Source organism: Bradyrhizobium sp. C9 (assembly GCF_002532045.1).
Classification (GTDB): domain Bacteria; phylum Pseudomonadota; class Alphaproteobacteria; order Rhizobiales; family Xanthobacteraceae; genus Bradyrhizobium.
On the sequence record NZ_NWTG01000023.1, the window covers coordinates 16,247 to 39,534 of the forward strand.

Here is a 23,288-nt window from a genome sequence, read left to right on the forward strand (position 1 = left end):
TGCAAGTCGCGACCTGTCATGAATCGTCAGGTCTGGTAGCGCCTTGGCCGGACTTGCGGTGTTGGCGCTACCATACCAGATCAGTGGATGCGCCGCCTCAGGCAATCCCGGGGCGGCGCCGGCATTCCCCGTCGCGGGACAGGACGTCCCGCGCGCTACTTGCCTTTCGCGACAGCAAACGCCTCGCGCACGTCCTTCACCGGCGCCATGTCGCGGACGAAGCTGAATGCGCCCTGGTCCTTCATCTCGCGGGCACAGCGCAGGAAGGCATTGAGCGCGTGGCGCTGCATCGCGCCGCCGACGCTGATGCGCTTGACGCCGGCGGCGGACAATTGCTCGACCGTCAAGGTCGGATCGGCAAACCCCATCACGAGATTGAACGGCCGCTTCACGGCCGAGACCACGGTCTTGACGGTGCCGATGTCGTACAGACCCGGCGAATACAGCACATCGGCGCCGGCGGCCTCGAACGCCTGCAGCCGCTTGATGGTGTCGTCGAGATCCTTGCGGCCGTGCAGGAAGTTCTCCGCGCGCGCGGTCAGCGTGAATGGGAACGGCAGCGCCCGCGCCGCTTCGACGGCGGCCTGCACCCGCTCGACCGCGAGCGAGAAGTCGTAGATCGGGTGCTCACGATTGCCGGTCGAGTCCTCGATCGAGCCGCCGACGACGCCGGCCTCGGCGGCGCGGGTGATCGCCTTTGCCGCGGTCTTCGGATCATCCGCACCGCAATTCTCCAGATCGGCGTTGACGGGCAGGTCGGTGGCATCTGATATCACCCGGCAGTTCTCGATGATGGCATCGAGGCTGACAGTCGCGCTGCCGAGCGTGTTGGCGAGCCCGAGGCTGGTGGTCGCGAGCGCCTCGAAACCCATCGCCGCGAGCAGCTTCGCCGTGCCGGCATCCCAGGGATTCGGGATGATGAAGGCGCCGGGGCGCTGATGCAACTCGCGAAACCGTGCTGCCTTGTCTGCCTGGGTACGCATGTGAACTCCTGATGATTGAAAAATGCGACTGGCCCAGCGATAGGGCGGTTTCGGCCATCAGACAAATTTGTTATTTCTCTCGATATCATCAGCTTTTTGCATGAGGCGAGGGATGGACAGCGACGCGCTCAACACGTTCCTGGTGGTGCATCGCCGCGGCGGAATCTCGAATGCCGCGAAGGCGCTGCACCGCTCGCAGCCGGCGATCTCCCGGCGCATCGCGCTGCTCGAGCAGGAACTCGGCGTGCCGTTGTTCGAGCGGATCGCGGGCAAGACCAGATTGAGCGATGCGGGGCGGGTGATGGTGCCCTATGCCGAACGCGCGGTGGCGGCGGCGCAGGATGCCGAGAATGCGGTGCGCGCGCTGCTGCGCGACAATTCCGGTCCGGTGGCGCTCGCGGTGACCGGCACGCTCGCCGGCGAGCGGCTCTCGAAAGTGCTGAAGCGCTTTGCGCGCCGGCATCCGGACGTCGCGCTGACGCTGCGCACGGCGACCAGTGCGGAGGTCAGCGATCTGATCCGGCGCGGCGAGGCGACCATCGGGCTGCGCTACGACCGCGACCGCTCGGGCGACCTCGATTGCGAGGTGCTGTTCGCCGAGCCGCTCGGGGTGGTCTGCGCGACGGACCATCCGCTGGCCGGACGCCGGGTCGGCAAGCTCGCCGAGCTCAGGGACGAGCGCTGGATCGCCTTTCCCGAAGTGCCCGGACGGCGCGAGATCACCGCTTCGCACGTGTTCGCCCTGTTTCTGACCCACGGGCTCGGCGAGGTCGACTGGACGCCGGTCGACAGCCTCACGGCACAGAAGCGGCTGGTCGAGGCCGGGCTCGGCATCGCGCTGCTATCACAAAGCAATGCGGCGGAGGAACTGCGCGCCGCCTCGATCGCGACGATCCGCGTCGGCAATCTCACCGCAAGTCACGAGGTCGTCGCGGTGACGCGGCATGGCGGCTTCCTCAGCGCCGCGTCGCGCCGCCTGCTCGACATCATTCGGGCAGACTTCACCAAAACGAGGGCCCCAAACACGTCGCGCCGGAACGGTGTCCGGCGCGCGTAAGAATGTCGAATTGGAGCTCAGGGGGCGCGAGAGCTCAGGTTCCCGGCTTCATGTCCCCGCCTTCACCTGTGCTGCCGCCACCGCCAGCAGTTCGTCCATCTTGGCGCGAACGTCGCGCTCGGTGACCGCCTGGCCCTTGGCGGTGAGATCCTTCAGGACCTTGTGTAGGACGTCATTGTCGCCGGCCTCCTCGAAATCGGCGGCCACCACCTCCTTGGCATAGGCGCCGGCGGCGTCGCCGGTGATGCCAAGCTTCTCGGCGGCCCACAGGCCGAGCAGCTTGTTCCGGCGCGCTTCGGCCTTGAACTTCTGCTCCTCGTCGAGGGCGAACTTCTTCTCGAAACCTTCCTCGCGCTTGTTGAATTCGTTCATGGCTGAAGTTCCAGTTCCCTGCTGAATGGCGGGCTCCTGCGCGTTGCGGCAGCCCCGATGCCTGCCTAGATAAGTGGGAGGAATCGGCAAGACAACGAGCCGTTAAGCCGCAGGCAAAACAGGCGGAATCGGGCCTTTTTGATAGGGCGGTATAAGTGCCCTGAAGAGGGCACTATCGATTGTGCTGGATGGGCCAATCGGATAGGTTGCCAACAGGCATGGTTCTTGTTCTGTTTCCAGTTGGATTGCCCAGGTTCCAGGCCTCCGCGGCAGCTCCGTCGTGGGTCGTAACCCCAAGTCATCCGGAGCACCCAAATCCATGGATTTCAACAAAACACGGTACATCCCAATGAGCCGTCGACGCCGTATTTATGAAGGCAAGGCCAAGGTGCTTTACGAAGGCCCCGAGCCGGGAACCCTGATCCAGCACTTCAAGGACGACGCGACCGCGTTCAATGCCAAGAAACACCAGGTGATCGAGGGCAAGGGTGTCCTCAACAACCGGATTTCGGAGTACCTGTTTCAGCACCTCAACGACATCGGGGTGCCGACCCACTTCATCCGCCGCCTCAACATGCGCGAGCAGCTGATTCGCGAGGTCGAGATCGTGCCGCTCGAGGTGGTGGTGCGGAACGTCGCCGCCGGCTCGCTGTCGCAGCGGCTCGGGATCGAGGAGGGCACCCAGCTGCCGCGCTCGATCATCGAGTTCTATTACAAGAACGACCAGCTCAACGACCCCATGGTGTCGGAAGAGCACATCACCGCGTTCGGCTGGGCCACGCCGCAGGAGATCGACGACATCATGGCGCTGGCGATCCGCGTCAACGACTTCCTGACCGGCCTCTTCCTCGGCATCGGCATCCGCCTCGTCGACTTCAAGATGGAGTGCGGGCGGCTGTTCGAGAACGAGATGATGCGGATCATCGTCGCCGACGAGATATCGCCGGACTCCTGCCGTCTCTGGGACATCAAGTCGAACGAGAAGCTCGACAAGGACCGTTTCCGCCGGGATCTGGGTGGCCTGCTCGAGGCCTATACCGAAGTCGCGAAGCGGCTCGGCATTCTGATCGAAAACGAGCGGCCGGCCGGCAGCGGCCCGGTGCTGGTGAAGAGCTAAGCTTAAGGGGCGACCGTGAAGGCACGTGTGACTGTGACATTGAAGTCGGGCATCCTCGATCCGCAGGGCAAGGCGATCGAGGGCGCACTTAAATCGCTCGGCGTCGACGGCGTCGCCAGCGTTCGCCAGGGCAAGGTGTTCGACATCGAGCTCGCTGCGACCGACAAGACCAAGGCGGAGGCGGCGCTCAAGGCCGCCGCCGACAAGCTGCTGGCGAACACCGTGATCGAGAACTACCGGGTCGAGGTTCTGGGCTGACCGGGCGCGCCAAATGATAACAGCCGCTCCCGCCTGTTTTCGCAGTGACCGAATCGTCGTCCGAGCGCTGTTGGCCGGCTTGCTGACGGCAGCCGGAATCGGCGGGGCTTCGGCTCAACCGGCGCCGGCACCGCCTGCCGCGACGACGCAGGCGGCGCCGTTCACAATCAGCGGATGGAGCTACGAGCGTCGCGGCTCCGACATGCATATGTTCCGCTGCGCGCAAGCGTCCTGCGGCGCAGGCTCCAAGGTGAGCTACCGGTATTATACCGGCGGAAAGCAGATGACGCTCGACCAGTTCCGTGCGGGGCAGGAGCAGATCATCAAGGCACTGGAGCAGCGGACGCCTGGACAGCGCATCACGCTGCTCGGCGTCGACGGCGACAAGGGCACCGCAATGCCGCGCATGTTCAAGGCGCGGCGCCTGACCGTGACCGCCGACGGCGCAAGCGAGTATCAAGTCAGCGGCTTGCTGATTGGCGGACAAGGCTCCGCCAGCCTGATCAGTTCGGCGCGTGACGAAAAGGCCAGCAACGACAATTACGCTAAGTTTGCCGCCGCAGCTAAGCTCGTGCTGGCGCCCAAAACCAGGTGATGCAATGAAATCAGCGGTCCTCGTCTTCCCCGGCATCAATCGCGAGCGCGACATGGCACGCGCGCTCAAGCTCGCATCCGGCAATGATACCGCGATGGTCTGGCACGCCGAGACCGCGCTGCCCAAGGGCACCGACCTCGTGGTGGTGCCCGGCGGCTTCTCCTATGGCGACTATCTGCGCTGCGGCGCGATCGCCGCCCGCGCACCCGTGATGGACGCCGTGCGCGATTTCGCAGCCAAGGGCGGCCTGGTGCTCGGCGTCTGCAACGGTTTTCAGATCCTCTGCGAGTCCGGGCTGTTGCCGGGCGTCTTGATGCGCAATGCCGGGCTGAAGTTCGTCTGCCGCGACGTGCACATGAAGGTCGAGCGCTCCGACACGCCGTTCACCCGCGGCTACAATGCCGGCCAGGTGATCCGCGTGCCGGTGGCGCATGGCGAGGGCAATTACGAGGCGGACGAGGAGACGCTGAAGCGGCTCGAGGGCGACGGGCGGGTGCTCTACCGCTACTGCTCGGCCGATGGCGTGGTCGACGAGACCTCGAACTTCAACGGCGCCGCGCATTCGATCGCCGGCATCGTCAACGAGCGCGGCAACGTGCTCGGCATGATGCCGCATCCGGAAAACCACGTCGAAGAGATCATGGGCTGCACCGACGGCCGCGGCCTGTTCGCAGGGCTGGTTCAGCAGTTCGAGAAGGCGGCGTAACGGAAATGCTGGGGCGGTGGTACCTTGCCGCGGCCGCGGCACTCGTTTACGCGACAGCAGCCAACGCCCAAGATTCCTCGAAGCTGGACTTCCCGAAGCGCCCGATCACGATGATCGTGCCGTTCGCGGCCGGCGGCACCTCCGACGTGATCGCCCGCGCAGTGGCCGACCAGATGGGTACGGCGCTCGGCCAGACCATCATCATCGAGAATGTCGGCGGCGCCGGCGGCTCGACCGCGTTGACCCGCGCCGCACGCGCCGAGCCGGACGGCTACACGATTGCGATCGGTAACGCCGGCACCAATGCCGCGACCTACACGATCTATCCGAAGCTGTCGTTCACACCGGATTCCTTCGCGCCGATCGCCGTGGTCGCCAAGACCTTCGGCATCGTCGCGCTGCGCAAGGATTTTCCGGCCAAGGACCTCAAGGAATTCATCGACTACGCCAGGAAGAATCCGGGCAAGGTCAATCTCGGCCATGCCGGCGTCGGCTCGTCGAATTATTTGATCTGCAAGAGCTTCGTGCATGCCGCCGGGATCGACGTGCAGCTGGTCGGCTATCGCGGCGCGGCGCTCGCGCTGACGGACGCGATCGGCAGCCAGATCGACGGCGTCTGCGATGCCGCGGCATCGGTGTCGCAAGCGATCGACGACAAACTGGTGAAGGCAGTCGTGGTCGGCTCGACGGTGCGGCTCGCCTCGCTGCCGGACCTGCCGACCTCGACTGAGGCTGGCTTGCCCGAGTTCGAGGCGCAGGGCTGGAACGGCCTGTTCGCGCCGAAGGGCACCCCGGGCGAGATCATCGCCAAGCTCAATGCCGCCGCGCGCACCGCGGTCGCGAGCGAGGCGGTAAGGAAGCGCTTTGTCGAGTTGTCGACCGTTGCGCCCGACGCCGATGAGCTCGCACCCGAGGTGCTGCAGCAACTCGTGACCCGCGACGTCGCGAAGTACCGTGCGCTGCTGGCGGACGACAAGAAGTAGCCGGAACGACTATCCCCGCAACCGGCGCAGCCAGCGCTTGACGGCCTCGGCCGGTACCGTCATCGCGGCGACGCCGGCCATGACAAGCACGAGACCGAGCACGAGGTTCGACGGCACGGATTCCCCGAGCAGGATCACCGACAGCGCGACGCCAATCGGAATCCGCAAGTAACCCTGCGCATTGGTCGTGAGCGTGCCGAGCCGCGTCAGGCACATGTAGAACAGCATCAGGCCGAAGGCGCTGGAGAAGATGCCCATCACGACGGTGGCGACCAGCGCCTGCGGCGTCGGGTGCAGCGTCCAGGGATGGTCGACGATCAGGGCGACCGGCAGCAGCACGGTGCCTCCGAACAGCAGCGAGCCGGCGGCCACCACCATCGGGTCGTAGTCGGAGAGACGGAGCCCGAAGATCGTGGCGCAGGCGAACGAAACGGTGGCGAGCAGGATCCCGATCTCGGCGACAATCTCCTTGCCGAAGCCCGACAGCGCGTCGAGGCCGATGATCGCCACCGTGCCGGCAAGGCCGAGGATCGCGCCGACGAATTTGAGCGGCGAGGCGGGCTCGTGCCGGGTGATCGCCCAGGTGATCAGGAAGGCGAAGATCGGCGTCGTCGAGGCGAGCACCACGGTATTGGACGCCGGCACGTAGAGCTGCGCCCAGGTGATCACCAGGAACGGGATCGTCGAGTTGATGGTCTGCTGGAACGCGAACAGCTTCCAGGCCTTGATGTCGGTCGGGATTCGGATGGCGCGGATCCGCAGCACCACGAGCAGGAAGGCTGCGGCGACCAGCGAGCGCGCCGAGATGAAGGTGATCGGCGGGATCGAGCCGAGCCCGATCTTGGTCAGCGGATAGGTCGAACTCCAGCAGCAGGCGAGTGCCAAGAGCAGCGCATAGTCGCGCCACCCGCGCGCACCGGGCGCGGTGGTCGAAGTCGGCGTGATCGCGGGAGCCGTCACGCCGCCCGTCTTCGCGCCTTGTTTCAGCATGGTCTTTTCGGAAAACCGCTTCACACTTTTCCGGTTCATGCCCTGGCTGTGCTCTTCGGCACTTTGATCGGCTCCCCGCGCATTGGCGCGCAGCAAAACTGATACTTCGACAGCTCACCCGATGCCAGCGCAAGTTTGCCGGCGCTTCGTGCCGTTCAATCCCGCGAGACGGTATTCACAACGGCCGGCTCGGCATCCACGGAGCTGGACTTTGCTCCGGTATCCGACGTCGCCTCCCACCATTCGCCCAGCGCGTCGATCCGCGGCACCAGCCGATGGCCGGCCGGCGTGAGCTGGTATTCGACGCGCAGGGGATAGCCGCCGAATTCGGTGCGCTCGACGATGCCGGCGTCCTCGAGCTTGCGCAACTCGAGCGTCAGCATCTTGTGCGAGATGGTCGGGTTGTCGCGGCGCAGGTCGCTGAAGCGCTTGGTGCCCTGCTTCAGATAATAGATCAGCAGCGTCGGCCAGCGGCCGCTCAGGACCTGCATCACTTCCTCGATCGGGCAGCGGGAGACGAGAGATTTCATGGCGGCTCGTGGTTACAAAAAGGTGCGTAATTTACTTCACGGATGTGGCGAATAGGGTCCGGCTCCGCTGCGCAGCGCGATCGTCAGACATCATCGGAGACCACATCATGGAACCTATCCTTATCTATGGCTTCCCGCTCGGAAGCTCCATGGGGCTCGTTGCAGCGCTCGAATGGCTGCGCCAGCCCTATCGCCTGTGCCGCGTCGACATGCTCGGCGAAATGCGCGATCCCTCCTATGCGCGGATCAATCCGCGGCATGAGACGCCGGCCTTCGTCACGGACCAGGGCAGGGTGCTCACCGAGAACATGGCGATCGCAGGCTGGCTCGCGGCACGCGATACCGAGCGCCGCATCAGCTTCGACCCGTCGTCGCCGCAGGCCGACCGGATGCGTCAGCTGATGGCCTTCGTGAACACCGGCTTCACCGCCGCGTTCAGTCCGCTATGGGCGGCGCTGGAGATGCAAACGCCGAATCCGCCGATGCAGTCCGCGCTGCGGCAGTGGGGGAAGGGCAATGTCGTGCAGCGCCACGACCGGCTCGAGGAACTGGTCGGCGATGCGCCTTTCCTGCTCGGCGACCACCCGACATTGGCGGATGGGCTGCTGATCGGTGTCGCACGCTGGCTCGATTTCCACGCCGTCGCCGACCGCGATCGCTGGCCGAAACTATCCGCACTTCGCGCGCGCCTCGAGGCCGATCCGGCCGTGATCTACGCGACGGCGCTGGAGAGCGGCGAGAACAGCCCGGCGGGGTCAGGCGCCTGCGCTGGTCATGTTGCGCTCGCCGAGGTGATCGAGCGGTTCGGCACGCAGCGCGGGTGAGGATTGAGGGAGGCGGTGGACGCCGCTTGGCGTCCACCGCCCGGGATTTGCCCAAGATCCTAGCGCAAGACCTCGCTCAGCACCTCGCCATCGACCTGGTGCGGTGTGGTGTTGAGGATCCGCATGACGGTCGGCGCCACGTCGATATTGCGCATGTGCCGCACCACGGTGTCCTTGCGGATCTGCGGCCCCGCGGCGATGAACGTCGCGCTCATCACCGGCAGCTCGGGATCGTGACCGTGGGCGCCGTAGAAGTTCGGCATCGACAGTGCGGTGGTTGCCGAGTTGAACGGCGCGTCGCCCTGGCGCGCCACGCCGGGATTCTGGATGCCGTCGAAATTGTAGCCGGGCGCCATCAGCGCGAACACGTCGCCATAGTCCTGGCCGACGGTCTTGCTGATGCACTGTCCGGTGCCGGCGTCGCATTGCAGCGGCCGGGTCTCGACAACGGTGAAGATGCGCTGGTCCTTCAGCGAGTAGTTGAAGCGCGCATTGGGATCGACCGCGTTCTTCACCGCATCGGTGATTTGCGCCACCAGGTTCCGGTAGGTCGCGAGATCGACGGTGCCGCCGAGCTCGCGGTTTTGCAAGTTGACGTAGATGTCGGCGGCAGGACCCGAGGTACGGATCCCGACCTTGCTGGTGTCGATGCCGGCGTTGCGCAGGATGTTGGTGAGGTTGACCGAGGTGTGGAACGGCGCGAAGCCGTGATCCGACACCACGACGACGTTGCTGTCATGGCCCGCCGCATCGGCAATCTGCTTCACCGCCTTGTCGGCGGTCTGGTAGGCGAAGCGGATGTAGGAGGCGTAGCGCTTGACCTTGGCGGGATCCTGGTTGGCGCCGATCGAATTCGGGTCGGTCGGGCTGGTGCCCTGGCGCGGATCGGTCAGCAGGAACTGGTGCTCGGAGCCATCGGGCTGCTCGATATAGACCATGACGAGATCGGCGTCCGGATGGGTCTTGATCGCGCGCTCGCCGATATTGGCCTGGTAGCGCACGAAGGTCTTCACCATGTCTTCGAACATCGTTTCGATCTCGACATCGGGGAAGCCCGTGAAACCCGGGCTCAGCCGCTCCGGAATGCGGAAGTCGGCCTGCGGGCGCCAGAAGCCGATGTTGTTGTTGATGTCGTCGACGTCGGCGAGAACCGGCGTGTTGCGCGGGATGTAGTTGGCGCCGTAGCGGGCGAAGCGCACCGTCGAGAGGTCGGGCGACAGCGCCGAGACGAAGTAGGCGGCACCGACCTTGGCGCCGCTGCCCTCGAAGAAGAACGGCGCGTTCTCGCCGCCGAACTTGACGTAGGCCGGCCCGGTCGACGGCGCGTGGAACGGTCCTGCGGTGATGCCGCGGTTGGCATCGAAGAACACCAGCGTGTCGTAGTTCACCTTGCGGTCATTGGTGGTGTCGATCGCGGCGACGCGGATCGAATATTTGACGTCGAGCGTCGCGGCGTTGGTGCAGGTCGCGGTCGCCGCTGCGGAGCATGAGAACGTCTCGATCGGCACCGTGGTCACCAGCACCGGGCTGAACGAGAAATGGCCGGCGGCCTGCAGCGCCGCCACGATGCCGGGATCGGCCGCGAAGTCGCTGCGCGACAGCGAGAAGCCCTGCGCCCCGATGCCGCCGAACGCGCCGAACGGCACGGTGAAGTCGGTCACGCGGGTGGGCTGGGCCGGCTGCACCACGGTCTTGTTGATCGAGATGTCGGCGCCGTCGCCACCAGGCCAGGTCGCGGTGATCACCTTCTTGCCCTGCTGGCGCAGCTGCACCCAGAGCGGTTGCGCCGTCGGGTGCGCCGACGGCCCGAGCGGGCTTTCGCTATAGCCGCCGATCGGCGCCGCAAAGCCGCTGATGCTGCTGGAGATCGGGCCGACGATCGGCTGGAAGGTGTTGGAGGGGATGTCGTTATGGACCGCCGTCGAACCGGTCGCGATCGCGATATGCGACACCGCGGTGAGCGACGGCGACGCCGTCACGTTCTGCAGCGCCACTGCGCCGCGCCGGCTGAGCCGGGCGAGGCCGCCGTCGCGCGGCAGCACGCCTTCCTCGATGAATTTCTGGATGAAATCGGGCTTGGCGCCATCGAGCGAGATCATCACCACGCGCGGCTTGCGGCCATGATGACCGCCGTCATGGTCTTGATCCTGGTCTTGGTCGTGACCGCGGGACTCGCCGACGCCGCGATCGCCATTGTCGCCATCCTGGCCGGCGCGTGCCGGCGTTGCAACGCAAGCCAGCGATGCGACAAGCGACATCGCTGTCGTGACGGAAACCAACGTCTTCAATTTCATGAGAATGCCCCAACTTCGCTGACGCGAATGCACAAACGGAAACCGTTCAGCAATCTTCGGGGGCTTGGCTGACGAGCATGTGACGCGCGCGCGACGACGCAACGACAGCATGTCGTCGTGTCACAACGCGCGTTTGAATGAGTCACACGAAGAACGCGCGCAAACACAACGCGCTAGCGCCGTGCTTTCGATTCAATCCGCGCCGATGTAACGGTTGAATGACGGCGCGTATCCACGGATCATTGCGCGCTTTGCGCGAACTGGTCGCGAGCGTTACGCCGTCTTCTCGGCCGGCGCCTTGCGCTTCGTCCGCTTGATGGTGCCGGAGAAGCTGAACAGCGGCCGCTCGGCCGAGGTCAGCATGCCGCGCACGAAGATCAGCGACCCGCCGGCGCGGGTGACCTCGCCAGTGCATTCGATCACGTCACCCTCGCGGGCCGCATCAAGGAATTCCGAGGCGAACGAGACCGTGACCCCGGGGCCCTGGAGCACCGGGGAGGCGAGCGCGAACAGGCAGTAATCCGCGAAGGTCATGAGGCAGCCGCCATGGACGTTGCCCGAGCCATTGAGGTGCTTCGGGCCGACCCGGAACGCGCAGGCGATGCGGCCGTTCTCGTCCATGCGGTGGTAGAATGGGCCGGTATGGGTCTCGAAACTGTCCCGGGTCCAGGTCCGCCAGCCGGCGAATTCGCCTTCGGTTTCGACGTGCAGGTCGGGGCGGCGGTTGAATGCCGTATTGAGTGCGGTCTTGGCGAGCTCGTTCACGAAATCTGGCCTTCAATTATCGGGTCCGGGACCTTAAATCCGATCCATCCCCATTGTGCAAATCCCAGGCACAGATCCAGGCTGCAAATCCCGGGCCGCGTCCAACCGCCGCAAAGCTCTGGACAGGCCGGAAATGGGCCGTAAAAGGCCTTTTCGCCCCCGTTCGATCTACCTATTAAGGGTCCCATGACCGCGCCCAAGAACGACCCCAAGAACGAGCCTCAAATCACCCCCGAACTGGTCGCCGCCCACGGGCTGAAGCCGGACGAGTATGAGCGCATCCTGAAGCTGATCGGGCGGGTTCCGACCTTCACCGAGCTCGGCATCTTCTCGGCGATGTGGAACGAGCATTGCTCGTACAAGTCGTCGCGGATCCATCTGCGCGGGCTGCCCACCAAGGCCCCCTGGGTGATCCAAGGCCCCGGCGAGAACGCCGGCGTGATCGATATCGGCGACGGCCAGGCCGTGGTCTTCAAGATGGAGAGCCACAACCACCCGAGCTACATCGAGCCCTACCAGGGCGCCACCACCGGCGTCGGCGGCATCCTGCGCGACGTCTTCACCATGGGCGCGCGCCCGATCGCCTGCCTGAACGCGCTGAGCTTCGGCGCCCCTGAGCACCCCAAGACCCGGCATCTGGTGTCCGGCGTGGTCGCGGGCGTCGGCGGCTACGGCAATTCATTCGGCGTGCCGACGGTCGGCGGCCAGGTGCGCTTCCACACCCGCTATGACGGCAACATCCTGGTCAACGCGATGGCGGTCGGCCTCGCCGACGCCGACAAGATCTTCTATGCGGCGGCCTCCGGCGTGAACATGCCGATCGTCTATCTCGGCTCCAAGACCGGCCGCGACGGCATCCACGGCGCCTCGATGGCATCGGCCGAATTCGACGACGCCTCCGAGGAGAAGCGTCCGACCGTGCAGGTCGGCGATCCCTTCGCCGAAAAGCTGCTGCTCGAAGCCTGCCTCGAGATCATGGAAGCCGATTGCGTGATCGCGATCCAGGACATGGGCGCGGCCGGCCTGACCTGCTCGGCGGTCGAGATGGGCGCCAAGGGCGATCTCGGCGTCGATCTCGATCTCGATGCGGTGCCGACCCGCGAGACCGGCATGAGCGCCTATGAGATGATGCTCTCGGAGAGCCAGGAGCGCATGCTCATGGTGCTCAAGCCCGAGAAGGAGAAAGAGGCCGAGGCGATCTTCCGCAAATGGGGGCTCGACTTCGCCATCGTCGGCTACACCACGCCGAGCAAGCGCTTCGTCGTCAAGCATGGCGGCGACGTGATGGCCGATCTGCCGATCAAGGAACTCGGCGACGAGGCGCCGGTCTATGACCGTCCGCATGTCGCCTCGACTGCGCTGCCGGTGATCCGCGGCCAGGACGTCAAGCCGCCGCTCGGCATCGCGGAGGCGCTGACGAAGCTGATCGGCACGCCCGAACTATGCTCGAAGCGCTGGGTCTGGGAGCAGTACGACCACGTCATCCTGGGCAATACCGTACAGCGCCCCGGCGGCGATGCCGCGGTCGTCCGCGTCGAGGACGGCCCGAAGGGGCTTGCGCTCACCGTGGACGTCACGCCGCGCTATTGCGAGGCCGATCCGTTCGAGGGCGGCAAGCAGGCCGTCGCGGAAGCCTGGCGCAACATCACCGCGGTCGGCGGCCGGCCGCTCGCGATCACCGACAACCTCAACTTCGGCAATCCGGAGCGGCCCGAGATCATGGGCCAGTTCGTCGGCTGCTTGAAGGGCATCTCGGAAGCCTGCCGCGCGCTCGACTTCCCGGTCGTGTCCGGCAACGTCTCGCTCTACAACGAGACCAACGGCCGCGGCATCCTGCCGACGCCCTCGATCGGCGGCGTCGGCGTGCTCGACGACTTCACCAAGTCCGCGACCCTGGCATTCAAGGCGGCGGGCGAGGCGATCCTGCTGGTCGGCGACACGCAAGGCTGGCTCGGCCAGTCGGTGTACCTGAGCGATGTCTGCGGCCGCGAGGAGGGCGCTCCGCCGCCGGTCGATCTCGCCACCGAGAAGCGCAACGGCGACGTGGTGCGCGGCATGATCCGCGCCGGCACCGCGAGCGCGGTGCATGACGTGTCCGACGGCGGGCTCCTGATCGCGCTCGCCGAGATGGCGATCGCAAGCGGCATCGGCGCGCAGCTGCTGGCGGCGCCGTCCTCGATCGTGCCGCATGCCTACTGGTTCGGCGAGGATCAGGCGCGCTACATCGTCACCGTGCCTGCCGCCGACGCGGGCCTCGTGCTGGCCAAGATGAAGGGCGCCGGCGTGCCCTGCGCGCGCATCGGCACCACCGGCGGCGAGGCGATTGCGGTGGCCGGCGAGCCGCCCGTGACGATCGAAAGCCTGTCCCGCGCCTTCGAGCACTGGCTGCCGAACTACATGCACGGCACAGCCGCCTGATCCGGATGGATCGGGCGCTACAAGCGTCGAGCGAACAAAGTCTCAATAGCGCGATGAACCCATCATCGCGTTATTTTCTTGTATCCAGGCGGGATCCCTTCGGATCAGGTGCTAGGTGGCGCCGCGGACCGCGCGCCAGGCAAAGATGATAATCACTGCGCCGATGAAGCCGGCGACGAGATAGCCAATCCATCCGCCGCCGAGCGATACGCCGAGCAGACCCAACAGCCAGTTCGCCAGCGCGGCGCCGACGATGCCGAGGATGATATTCATGAAGATCCCGGTTCCGGTCTTCATGAACATCTCGGCGAGCCAGCCGGCCAATCCGCCGACGATGATTGCGGCGATCCATCCAACTTGAGGGTCGTTCATCTCAGGACTCCCTAGGGTCAGCAGTCCGGCCAGCATAGCCGAGAATCACATGGCCACATGTGACCAATGGCAGGTTGTGCGCAACTTGTTGGCGACGGGCTCAAGCCTGCCGCCCCCGGCGCTGCCTGCGTTCGGCCGCCGTGATCAGGATGCGGGGGCCCGAGCCCTCGGCGCCGAGTCTGTCGTCGCCGTTGCGCAACGGGCAATCGGTCACCGACAGGCAGCCGCAGCCGATGCAGCTGAACAGCTTGTCGCGGAGGTCGGTGAGATCGCTGATGCGCTGCTGCAGTGCCGCGGTCCAGGCGCGCATCGCACGCTCCCATTCGCGCATGGTCGGGGCGCGATCGAGCGGTATCGCCGCGAAGGTCTGCCTGATCTCTTCCAGCGGAATTCCGGCGCGCTGCGCGATCCGGATCACCGCGATGCGGCGCAGCACGCCGCGCATGTAGCGGCGTTGGTTGCCGCTGGTGCGCCGGCTCGCGATCAGCCCCTTGCTCTCGTAGAAGTGAAGGGTGGAGACGGCGAGGCCGCTGCGCCGCGCCACTTCGCCGACTGAAAGCTCTTGTGCAAGCGCCATTTGCCTCGATATCCCGGATTAGAAGTCCTGCAGGCTGCGAGCCTTGACCTCAACCATACTTGAGGTTCTATAACAGTCGCGGGCTTGCAGGGGCAAGCTTCCGGCCGAGATGCCGGGGTTCGTTCTTGGAAGCGAAATGCCGTCCGCATCATCCTCGTCGCGCCGCTGGCTCGGGCTTCGCCCCAAGCCGTTCGGCATTACCCTCGTATTGCTGATCTGTGCCGCGGCCGCCTTGTTTGCCTGGCGTGCCGGCAGCTCCAGTGCGTCAGCCAAGGCCACCGCCGAAGCCCCGCCGACACCTGTGGCGGCCATGGTGGTGCGGACCGAAACCTTGCCGCGCGCGATCGAGGCGATCGGTTCGCTGCAGGCAGTGCGGCAGGTGATTCTGGCGTCCGAAGTGGCCGGCCGCGTCACCGCGATCAATTTCGATGCCGGTACCGATGTCGCCGAGGGTGCAGCGCTGGTGCAGCTCTATGACGCGCCGTTGCGCGCCTCGCGCGCGGTTGCGGTTTCCAAGGGACGTTTTGCGCAATTGCAGGAGAAGCGTTCTCAGGGGCTGGCGCCGTCCGGCTTCGTGACCCAGGAGACGCTGCAGCAGCGGCAGGAAGACCTGAAGCAGGCCGACGCCTCGGTCGAGCAGCTCGATGCGCAAATCGCGCAGACGACGATCCGCGCGCCGTTCGCCGGCCAGATCGGCCTGCGCAAGGTCAACCTCGGTCAATACGTCAATGCCGGCGATGCGCTCGCCACGCTGACCGCGCTCGACCGGCTCTATGCCAATTTCACTGTTCCGCAGCAGCGCCTGTCAAATCTGAAGGTGGGAGGCGCGGTGACGATCCGTACCGATGCTTTCCCCGATCGGGTGTTCGAGGCCACGATCAACGCCATCGAACCGCAGGTCGCCGAGGATACCCGCAATGTCCTCGTGCAGGCTTTATTCAGCAATCCCGATCGGCTGCTGCGGCCTGGGCTCTTCGTGATGGTGAACGTCGTGCTGCCGCCGCAGCTCGACGCCATCGTGGTGCCCGTCACCGCGATCCAGACCAGCGCGTCCGGCGAGAGCGTGCTCGTGGTGCGCGACAACAAGGCGGTCGGTGTCGCGGTCAGGACCGGGCAGCGCATCGGCGAGCGCGTCGTCGTGGAGCACGGGCTCTCGCCCGGCGACCACATCGTGACCGCGGGCCAGCTCCGCGTCATGCCCGGCGCTGCCGTCCAGATGACCATGGCGGAGACGCCGGAGAAGGGACGCTAGCCCGCGGGCAGCGTCCGAGGCAGGCATCATGCATTTCACCGACATCTTCATCCGCCGGCCGATCCTTGCGACGGTCGTCAGCCTGCTGATCCTCTTGATCGGCACCGCGGCGATGGTCTCGCTGCCGGTGCGGCAGTATCCCAGCATGGAAAGCGCTACCATCCAGGTCGACGTGTCGTTTCCCGGCGCGACCCAGGACGTCATGCAGGGCTTCGTCACCTCGGTGATCGCGCAATCGATCGCGACCGCCAACGGTATCGAGTACATGACCTCGAACTCGACGCTCGGCACGAGCCAGATCAAGGCCAAGCTGGTGCTCAACGCCAATGCCGACCGCGCCATGACCGAGGTGCTCGCCAAGGTGCAGCAGGTCAAGTACCGCATGCCGGCCGGCGTGTTCGACCCTGTCATCACCAAGATCACCGACGGCGCGTCGGCGGTGCAGTACATCGCCTTCACCAGCGACACGCTGACGCCGGCACAGATCACCGACTTCGCCACCCGCGTGGCGCAGCCGCTGCTGACCTCGGTGCCCGGCGTGGCATCGGCCGACACGTCGGGCGGATCGTCGCTGGCGATGCGGGTGTGGATCGATCCGTTCAAGCTCGCAGCGCGCGGCCTGACCGCGGCCGATATCTCCGCCGCGCTGCGCTCCAACAACGTGCAGGCGGCGCCCGGGCGGCTGCGCGGCGAGATGACGGTAACCAACATCACTGCGGCGACCGACCTGCGCAATCTCGACGATTTCCGCAAGATGGTGATCAAGACCGGCGCCGGCGGCGGCGGTCTGGTGCGACTCGGCGACGTCGCGACGCTCGAGATCGGTGGCGAGAATTACGATTCCAACGCGCGCGACAGCGGCAGGCCCACCGTCTATATCGCGGTGCAGCCGACGCCCGACGGCAACCCGCTGGAGATCGTCGCCGCCACCGCCAAGGTGATCGAAGACCTCAACCGCGTCGCGCCGCCCGGATTGCAGGTCGCCGACGTCTTCAACATCGTGCACTTCGTCAAGGCCTCGATATCGGAGGTGCAGCACGCGCTGGCTGAGGCGGTCGCCATCGTCGTGGTGGTGATCCTGTTGTTCCTCGGATCGTTCCGCTCGGTGCTGATCCCGGTCGTCACCGTGCCGCTGTCGCTGGTCGGCACCGCCGCGATGATGCTGGCGCTCGGCTTCTCCATCAATTTGTTGACCCTGCTTGCGATGGTGCTGGCGATCGGGCTCGTGGTCGACGACGCCATCGTCGTGGTGGAAAATATCCATCGTCACATCGAGGAGGGTCTGAGCCCCGCCGACGCGGCCCTGATCGGCGCGCGCGAGATCATCGGCCCGGTTATCGCGATGACGATCACGCTGGCCGCCGTCTATGCGCCGATCGGCCTAATGGGCGGCCTGACCGGCAGCCTGTTCCGCGAATTCGCCTTCACGCTGGCAGGCTCGGTGGTGGTCTCCGGCGTCATCGCGCTGACCTTGTCGCCGATGATGAGCGCGCAACTGCTGGGGGAAGCCACCTCGCACGGCCGGTTCGCCCGCTTCGTCGAGCACCAGTTCTCGAAATTGTCGCGCGGCTACAGCCGGCTGTTGGCTGCGACGCTCAAGATGCGCGCCGCGGTGCTCGTGGTTGCGGTCAGCGTGCTGGCGGCGATCGTGGTGCTGTTTCTCGGCAGCCAGCGCGAGCTCGCGCCGTCCGAGGACCAGGGCTATGTGTTCACCGTGCTCAGGGCGCCGCAATATGCCAGCGTCGATTACACCACGCGCTACACCGACCAGGTCGAGCAGCTGTTTCGCTCGTTCCCGGAGTATCACGCGAGCTGGGTCATCAACGGCACCGACGGGCAAAACCACGCCTTCGGCGGCATCACGCTGACCGACTGGGACAAGCGCAAGCGCTCCGCCAACGACATCCAGGACCAGCTCTACGGCATGTCCTATGGCGTGCTCGGTGCCAGCGTGACGCCGTTCCAGCCCGCCGCGTTGCCGGCCGCAACCGGCGGCCTGCCGTTCCAGATGGTGGTGCGCTCGGCCGGCGATTTCTCAACCATCTATCAGGAGGTCGAGACGCTGAAGGGGGCGGCCTGGAAGAGCGGGCTGTTCGTGTTCGTCGACAGCGATCTTGCGTTCGACAGCCCGACCGCGCGGATCACGATCGATCATGCCAAGGCGGCCGAGGCCGGCGTCAGCATGCAGACCATCGCCGACACGCTCGCCGTGCTGGTCGGCGAGAACTACGTCAACCGCTTCAATTTCTTTGAACGTTCCTACGAGGTGATCCCGCAGGTGCGGCAGGCCGACCGGGTCACGCCGGACAATCTCGGAAACTTCAATGTCCGCTCGAGCTCGGGGCAGATGTTCCCGCTGTCGACGGTGATCAAGGTCAACGTCAAGCCCGAGCCGAATCGGCTGCCGCAATTCAACCAGATGAACGCGGCGACGATCTCGGCAGTGCTCAAGCCCGGCGTCACCATGGGGCAGGCTGTGGCGTTCATGCAGGCGCAAAAGCTGTCGCCGGGCATGACCGTCGACTGGCTGTCGGACAGCCGGCAATATGTCCAGGAGGGCAACCGCCTGATCGTCACCTTCGGCATGGCGCTGATCGTGATCTTCCTGGTGCTGGCGGCGCAGTTCGAAAGCTTCCGCGATCCCCTGGTCATCATGGTGACGGTGCCGCTCGCGGTCTGCGGCGCGCTGCTGCCGCTGTATTTCGGCTTCACCACGCTGAACATCTATACCCAGATCGGGCTCGTCACCCTGATCGGGCTGATCTCCAAGCACGGCATCCTGATGGTGAGTTTCGCCAACGAGATCCAGCATCATGAAGGGCTCGACCGGGTCGCCGCGATCCAGAAGGCCGCCGCGGTGCGCATGCGGCCGGTGCTGATGACGACGGCCGCGATGGTCACGGGCCTTGCGCCGTTGCTCTATGCCGACGGCGCCGGCGCGGCCAGCCGCTTTGCCATCGGCATCGTCGTGGTGATGGGGATGCTGATCGGCACGCTGTTCACGCTGTTCGTGCTGCCGACCTTCTACATCCTGATCGCGCGCGATCATCGCGCCGCGGCGGCCGCCCCGCGGCTGGAAAGCGTGGCGGCGAGGGACGAGATCGCGGCGTGATCAAAGCACGTATTTCGAGCCGGGAATCTTGCGCAGCACGGCGGTGGCGGCCCAGCTCAGCGCCACGGTGGCGAAGAACGCGATCGCGGCCTTGGCGATCGCCGGCAATTCCATGTCGAACAGCCAGTATTGCAGCCACAGCACGATCGGATAGTGCATCAGGAACATGCCGTAGGCATCGCCCTGCATGCGGTCGAGCAGCGTCGGTCCCGGCGCCTTCGATTGCAGGAAGTAGGCCAGGATCGCGAACAGGATCGAGGCGCTGAACAGCACGTAGAAGCTGCCGTAGATCGCGAGATACCAGCCCGGCAGCGGGTCGGGGTTATCGATGATCCCGCGCTTGATGTAGATCATCACCCACATCAAGCAGTACGGGATCACCGTGATGCCGGTCCAGAACCAGCGCCGCTCGGTCAGCCGTCCGTTTGCGCTGAGCAGCCCGCCCTCGAGGTTTGCCGCGCCAACCCCTGCACCGATGAAGAAATAGGACGCATACAGCAGCACCCGGCTCGCCTGCACCGAGAACGGTCCGAGCTCGAACCAGTAGTTCTGGCCGTAATGCACCAGCATCGGCAAATAGGCGGCGGCACTGACGACCACGAGGAACAGCCAGAACTTCGAGGGACGTTGAAATCCCTTGATCGACAGTCGGTTGATCGGCTCGAGCAGGCGCGACGACACCCGGTAGAGCACGCTTGCCGTCACGTCGAAGGTCATCAGGACCCAGACGAACCAGATCGGGCCGCTCGGCCACGGCCCGAAAATCATGGTCTTCCACCAGAATTCCGAGAAGGTCAGATCCGGCGTCGCACGCAGCGCGATCGCGTAATAGGCGATCGGAATCACCGTGAACGCGCAGATCACGAAGGGCAGGCCGAGCCGCAGCAGCCGGTCGCGCAGGAAGATCAGCCACGGCTTGTGGCCGAGCCCGGGCCAGACGAACAGCCCCGACAGGAAGAAGAACATCGCCATGAAGAAGCTGTCGGTGGCGAGCACCACGCAGTCGAAGCCGATCCAGGACGTCGGATCGGTGTGCCCGAAATGGGTGTAGGGGATCACCGCATGATGCAGCAGCACGACCAGCGTCAGGAAGGTGCGTGCACGGTCGAGGGCGACATTGCGCTTGTGGAGCTTCGGTGCGGCCTGAACGTCAACGGCCGGAGCCGCGTGAGCAATCGATTTCATGGTGCCCCCAGCCGGGTCTGCATCCGGATGTTGCAATCGGGAACCTGATTCAGCAAGGCCCAATCGTCCCGATTCCGTGGTGTCGAGGTCGGTCATTTCAGCGGATCTGTTTCGTTCTGGAACCGGGGTCGATGGCGGGCGTTGTCGGGCGGACGCGCCAAGCGCGCGGGTTTGTGGAGCGAGCAATGACACTGCTGAAATGGGCGTTGATCTTCCTCGTCGTCTCGATCATCGCGGGCCTGCTCGGCTTCACCGGCATTTCCGCTGCCTCCGCCGACATTGCGCGCTTCCTGTTCTACGTGTTCGTCGTGATCTTCCTGGTGCTGCTGATCCTTGGGCTCACGATCTTCAGGGTCTAGCGGCGATCCGGCCGAACACTCCCGTCGTCATGCCCGGGTCTTGCCCGGGCATTTCCGTTTTTTCAGGCTGGGTGGGTACGCGCCGAAACGGCCGGCGAGGCCCGGCGCGCGCGGCAGGCGCGGTGGTTTAAGCGACTTCCTCGATCTTGACCTTGTCCGGATAGAAGGCGAGGTGGCCGGCGATCTCGGTCATGGCCGGAAAGGGCGCCTCATAGGTCCAGATCGCATTGTCCAGCGTCTTGCCGTTGGCCTTGATGCTGAAGTAGTTCGCATCCCCCTTGTAGGGGCAATGCGTGGTCCGCTCGGTGCGGGTCAACAGCTCCATGTTGGCGTCCTGCCGGGGGACGTATTGCACGGCCGGATAGCTCGCTTCCTTCAAGGTCAGCGCATGGGTGGTCTCGGCAATGACGACGCCGTCGGCGGTGACGCGGACACGCTTGGCATTGGGCGTGATCGTGATCGGATGGTCGGGGCCGGGGAGCTTCATGATTCTGCGCCTCTTCTGGTCATTTCGGCGTGATGGCTTGTGACCGATTGATGCAGGTTTAAATCGCTGGGAATGGGAATATAGTGTGCCCCGGGATGACCTAGAAGACCTCAAGGGCTAGGTTTTAGCTTAGGTTTCTTCTTAGTTTTCCTGGCCGAATCGGCCCTGATTCGAATGACCTGACGGAGGTGGACTGGGATGCCGATGGACGCCCGTGATATCGAATCGATGATCAAGGCAGCGATCCCTGATGCCGAGGTGACGATCCGTGATCTGGCCGGCGACGGCGACCACTACGCGGCCACTGTCGTTTCCGAGTCATTCCGCGGCAAGTCCCGCGTTCAGCAGCACCAGATCGTCTACCAGTCGCTGAAGGGCCAGATGGGCGGCGTGTTGCACGCGCTGGCCCTGCAGACCGGCGTGCCGGAAGGCTAGTCCCCGGCAACCGGGCGGGGGCCCCAAGCGATGGCAGATAATCCGCGCGGCGCGATGTTTCGCGTCATCGTGCCGAACCAGCACAGCCGCGTCACCAATGCCGAGCTGTTCTTCGACCTCGTCTTCGTCTTTGCCGTCACGCAGCTGTCGCACACGCTGCTGCACCACTTCACCCCGCTGGGCGCGGTGCAGGTCACGGTGCTGTTCCTCGCGGTGTGGTGGGTCTGGGTCTATACCACCTGGGTCACCAACTGGCTCAATCCCGACCTGACGCCGGTCCGCCTGCTGCTGTTCGTCCTGATGCTGGGCGGGCTGCTGCTGTCGACCTCGATCCCGACCGCCTTCGAGGGGCGCGGCCTGTGGTTTGCGGGCACCTATGCCGCGATGCAGGTCGGCCGCACCGCGTTCTGGCTGCTGGCAACGCCGCGGCGGCGGACAGCGGTGCGCCACAACGCGATCCGTATCCTGACCTGGCTGTCCTGCTCGGCCGTGCTCTGGATTGTCGGCGGCTTCGCCGAGCACGAGACGCGGTTGTGGTTCTGGATCGCGGCGCTGGCCATCGAGTACGTCGCGCCGGCCCTGCGGTTCTGGACCCCCAAACTCGGCTTCTCCTCGATGGAGGCTTGGTCGGTCGAGGGCGGCCATATGGCCGAGCGCTGTGCAGGGTTCATCATCATCGCGCTCGGCGAGGCGATCGTGGTCGACGGCGCGACCTTTGCCGAGCTGACCTGGACGCCGGAGAATGTTGCCGCGTTCATCTCGGCGTTGGTCGGCAGCATCGCGATGTGGTGGATTTATTTCCACAAGGGTGCCGAGGCCGGCGCGGACATGATCTCGAAGTCGGAGGAATCCGGCCGCGTGGCCCGGATCGCCTACACCTATTTGCACATGCCGATCGTCGGCGGCATCATCCTCACCGCGGTCGCCGACGAACTGGTGCTCAAGCATCCGACCGGCCATTCCGACCTGAAGACGATCGTAAGCTCGGTCGGCGGCCCCGCGCTGTTCCTGGTCGGCACCATCCTGTTCAAATACGTGATCCGCAATTTCCTGCAGCTCTCGCACGGCGTCGGTCTCGTCGCGCTGGCGATCACGGCCTATTTTGCCCGCGAAATGTCACCGCTGGTGCTCTCGATCGTCACCACCGCGATCATGATCGTGGTCGCGGTGTGGGAGTCGATCTCGCTGCGGTCGAGCGGGGAGGAAGAATAGCGCGGGCTGCTATCCCCGACCGGCCGTGGCCACACGGTGCTGCCAATAGACGAACAACGGCGCGCCGATCACCTCGAGCGCGGTGAAGCCCACGAAGGGCAGCGGTGGGGCACCCACCATCACCATCGACAGCAGCCGACCAATGCCGCCAAGGAATATGCCGCCCCAGATCACGCGGAACAGCACGCTCTCGCTCTCGATGCGCGGCACCAGCCAGAGCAGAGCGAGGCCGAGACCGAGCCAGACCCCACCGAAGAAGCGCAGATTGCCGTCGAGCACCGGCAGAACCGGCACGCCCGACGAGGCGTAGAGCGGATCGCTCACGCCGAGCATGGTGATGATGCCGGTCAGGACAGAGACGAGGGCGAGCAGGGCCGTCGCAACCTGCAGCGCACGCCGGCCCAT

24 protein-coding genes are annotated in these 23,288 nt (G+C 65.4%); 13 read left to right on the plus strand and 11 right to left on the minus strand.

Features of this window, described 5'->3' with window-relative positions; all coding sequences use genetic code 11:
• Nucleotides 1-155: 155 nt before the first annotated feature.
• Nucleotides 156-983 (minus strand): isocitrate lyase/PEP mutase family protein, encoded by an 828-nt coding sequence (locus CO675_RS31580; protein WP_097675683.1) that lies wholly within the window; start codon nt 981-983, stop codon nt 156-158.
• Between the two features lie 112 nt (nt 984-1,095).
• Here CO675_RS31580 and CO675_RS31585 point away from each other — a divergent pair, with 112 nt between their 5' ends.
• Nucleotides 1,096-2,040, plus strand: coding sequence for a LysR family transcriptional regulator (locus CO675_RS31585; RefSeq protein WP_097675684.1), 945 nt, complete (start codon nt 1,096-1,098; stop codon nt 2,038-2,040).
• Between the two features lie 48 nt (nt 2,041-2,088).
• Here the strand turns inward: CO675_RS31585 and CO675_RS31590 are convergent, their stop codons facing one another.
• Entirely contained in the window at nt 2,089-2,412 is a 324-nt protein-coding gene (locus CO675_RS31590) for a DUF1476 domain-containing protein (protein ID WP_097675685.1), read from the minus strand.
• 349 nt (nt 2,413-2,761) lie between these two features.
• Here CO675_RS31590 and purC point away from each other — a divergent pair, with 349 nt between their 5' ends.
• The 5 genes from purC to CO675_RS31615 all read left to right on the plus strand — a co-directional run bounded on the left by purC (nt 2,762) and on the right by CO675_RS31615 (nt 6,071).
• Nucleotides 2,762-3,529, plus strand: coding sequence for a phosphoribosylaminoimidazolesuccinocarboxamide synthase (gene purC, locus CO675_RS31595; protein WP_016843454.1), 768 nt, complete (start codon nt 2,762-2,764; stop codon nt 3,527-3,529).
• Nucleotides 3,530-3,544: 15 nt separating this feature from the next.
• Nucleotides 3,545-3,787 (plus strand): phosphoribosylformylglycinamidine synthase subunit PurS, encoded by a 243-nt coding sequence (gene purS, locus CO675_RS31600; RefSeq protein WP_097675686.1) that lies wholly within the window; start codon nt 3,545-3,547, stop codon nt 3,785-3,787.
• A 70-nt stretch (nt 3,788-3,857) separates the two neighbouring features.
• Nucleotides 3,858-4,382 (plus strand): hypothetical protein, encoded by a 525-nt coding sequence (locus tag CO675_RS31605; RefSeq protein WP_349644048.1) that lies wholly within the window; start codon nt 3,858-3,860, stop codon nt 4,380-4,382.
• A 4-nt stretch (nt 4,383-4,386) separates the two neighbouring features.
• Nucleotides 4,387-5,088, plus strand: a complete 702-nt coding sequence (gene purQ / locus CO675_RS31610; RefSeq protein WP_097675687.1) for a phosphoribosylformylglycinamidine synthase subunit PurQ — start codon at nt 4,387-4,389, stop codon at nt 5,086-5,088.
• A gap of 5 nt (nt 5,089-5,093) precedes the next feature.
• Nucleotides 5,094-6,071 carry a tripartite tricarboxylate transporter substrate binding protein BugD gene (locus CO675_RS31615; RefSeq protein WP_097675688.1) on the plus strand — a complete coding sequence of 326 codons (978 nt, stop codon included), beginning with the start codon at nt 5,094-5,096 and terminating at the stop codon, nt 6,069-6,071.
• Between the two features lie 9 nt (nt 6,072-6,080).
• Here CO675_RS31615 and CO675_RS31620 read toward each other — a convergent pair whose 3' ends face one another.
• Together CO675_RS31620 and CO675_RS31625 are read right to left on the minus strand one after the other, a co-directional pair.
• Nucleotides 6,081-7,061, minus strand: a complete 981-nt coding sequence (locus CO675_RS31620) for a DMT family transporter (RefSeq protein ID WP_097675767.1) — start codon at nt 7,059-7,061, stop codon at nt 6,081-6,083.
• A 155-nt stretch (nt 7,062-7,216) separates the two neighbouring features.
• The gene (locus CO675_RS31625) at nt 7,217-7,591 is read right to left on the minus strand and encodes a winged helix-turn-helix transcriptional regulator (RefSeq protein ID WP_097675689.1); all 375 of its coding nucleotides are present in this window, start codon (nt 7,589-7,591) and stop codon (nt 7,217-7,219) included.
• Nucleotides 7,592-7,698: 107 nt separating this feature from the next.
• Here CO675_RS31625 and CO675_RS31630 point away from each other — a divergent pair, with 107 nt between their 5' ends.
• Nucleotides 7,699-8,415 (plus strand): glutathione S-transferase family protein, encoded by a 717-nt coding sequence (locus tag CO675_RS31630; protein WP_097675690.1) that lies wholly within the window; start codon nt 7,699-7,701, stop codon nt 8,413-8,415.
• Nucleotides 8,416-8,474: 59 nt separating this feature from the next.
• Here CO675_RS31630 and CO675_RS31635 read toward each other — a convergent pair whose 3' ends face one another.
• Together CO675_RS31635 and CO675_RS31640 are read right to left on the minus strand one after the other, a co-directional pair.
• The gene (locus CO675_RS31635; RefSeq protein ID WP_097675691.1) at nt 8,475-10,709 is read right to left on the minus strand and encodes an alkaline phosphatase family protein; all 2,235 of its coding nucleotides are present in this window, start codon (nt 10,707-10,709) and stop codon (nt 8,475-8,477) included.
• A gap of 273 nt (nt 10,710-10,982) precedes the next feature.
• Nucleotides 10,983-11,474 (minus strand): PaaI family thioesterase, encoded by a 492-nt coding sequence (locus tag CO675_RS31640; RefSeq protein WP_097675692.1) that lies wholly within the window; start codon nt 11,472-11,474, stop codon nt 10,983-10,985.
• A 186-nt stretch (nt 11,475-11,660) separates the two neighbouring features.
• Between CO675_RS31640 and purL the strand changes: the two genes are divergently transcribed.
• On the plus strand, nt 11,661-13,892 hold the full coding sequence (gene purL, locus CO675_RS31645) for a phosphoribosylformylglycinamidine synthase subunit PurL (RefSeq protein ID WP_097675693.1): 2,232 nt from the start codon (nt 11,661-11,663) through the stop codon (nt 13,890-13,892).
• Nucleotides 13,893-14,003: 111 nt separating this feature from the next.
• On the opposite strand, the gene CO675_RS31650 is transcribed toward purL, so the two are convergent.
• Nucleotides 14,004-14,264, minus strand: coding sequence for a GlsB/YeaQ/YmgE family stress response membrane protein (locus CO675_RS31650; protein WP_097675694.1), 261 nt, complete (start codon nt 14,262-14,264; stop codon nt 14,004-14,006).
• 100 nt (nt 14,265-14,364) lie between these two features.
• Complete coding sequence (soxR, locus tag CO675_RS31655) at nt 14,365-14,841, minus strand: redox-sensitive transcriptional activator SoxR (RefSeq protein ID WP_097675695.1); 477 nt, start codon at nt 14,839-14,841, stop codon at nt 14,365-14,367.
• A 136-nt stretch (nt 14,842-14,977) separates the two neighbouring features.
• Here soxR and CO675_RS31660 point away from each other — a divergent pair, with 136 nt between their 5' ends.
• The gene (locus CO675_RS31660; RefSeq protein WP_097675696.1) at nt 14,978-16,093 is read left to right on the plus strand and encodes an efflux RND transporter periplasmic adaptor subunit; all 1,116 of its coding nucleotides are present in this window, start codon (nt 14,978-14,980) and stop codon (nt 16,091-16,093) included.
• 28 nt (nt 16,094-16,121) lie between these two features.
• The gene (locus CO675_RS31665; protein WP_097675697.1) at nt 16,122-19,205 is read left to right on the plus strand and encodes an efflux RND transporter permease subunit; all 3,084 of its coding nucleotides are present in this window, start codon (nt 16,122-16,124) and stop codon (nt 19,203-19,205) included.
• Here the strand turns inward: CO675_RS31665 and CO675_RS31670 are convergent, their stop codons facing one another.
• Complete coding sequence (locus tag CO675_RS31670; RefSeq protein ID WP_097675698.1) at nt 19,206-20,390, minus strand: acyltransferase family protein; 1,185 nt, start codon at nt 20,388-20,390, stop codon at nt 19,206-19,208. It lies immediately after the preceding gene.
• Between the two features lie 185 nt (nt 20,391-20,575).
• On the opposite strand from CO675_RS31670, the gene CO675_RS31675 reads away from it, so the two are divergent.
• Nucleotides 20,576-20,749 (plus strand): DUF1328 domain-containing protein, encoded by a 174-nt coding sequence (locus CO675_RS31675; RefSeq protein WP_074128140.1) that lies wholly within the window; start codon nt 20,576-20,578, stop codon nt 20,747-20,749.
• A 127-nt stretch (nt 20,750-20,876) separates the two neighbouring features.
• Here the strand turns inward: CO675_RS31675 and CO675_RS31680 are convergent, their stop codons facing one another.
• Nucleotides 20,877-21,236, minus strand: coding sequence for a DUF427 domain-containing protein (locus CO675_RS31680; protein ID WP_097675699.1), 360 nt, complete (start codon nt 21,234-21,236; stop codon nt 20,877-20,879).
• Between the two features lie 198 nt (nt 21,237-21,434).
• On the opposite strand from CO675_RS31680, the gene CO675_RS31685 reads away from it, so the two are divergent.
• On the plus strand, nt 21,435-21,671 hold the full coding sequence (locus CO675_RS31685; protein WP_021077843.1) for a BolA family protein: 237 nt from the start codon (nt 21,435-21,437) through the stop codon (nt 21,669-21,671).
• Between the two features lie 30 nt (nt 21,672-21,701).
• Nucleotides 21,702-22,883 (plus strand): low temperature requirement protein A, encoded by a 1,182-nt coding sequence (locus CO675_RS31690; RefSeq protein ID WP_097675700.1) that lies wholly within the window; start codon nt 21,702-21,704, stop codon nt 22,881-22,883.
• 9 nt (nt 22,884-22,892) lie between these two features.
• On the opposite strand, the gene CO675_RS31695 is transcribed toward CO675_RS31690, so the two are convergent.
• Nucleotides 22,893-23,288 (minus strand): DUF4345 domain-containing protein, encoded by a 396-nt coding sequence (locus tag CO675_RS31695; RefSeq protein ID WP_097675701.1) that lies wholly within the window; start codon nt 23,286-23,288, stop codon nt 22,893-22,895.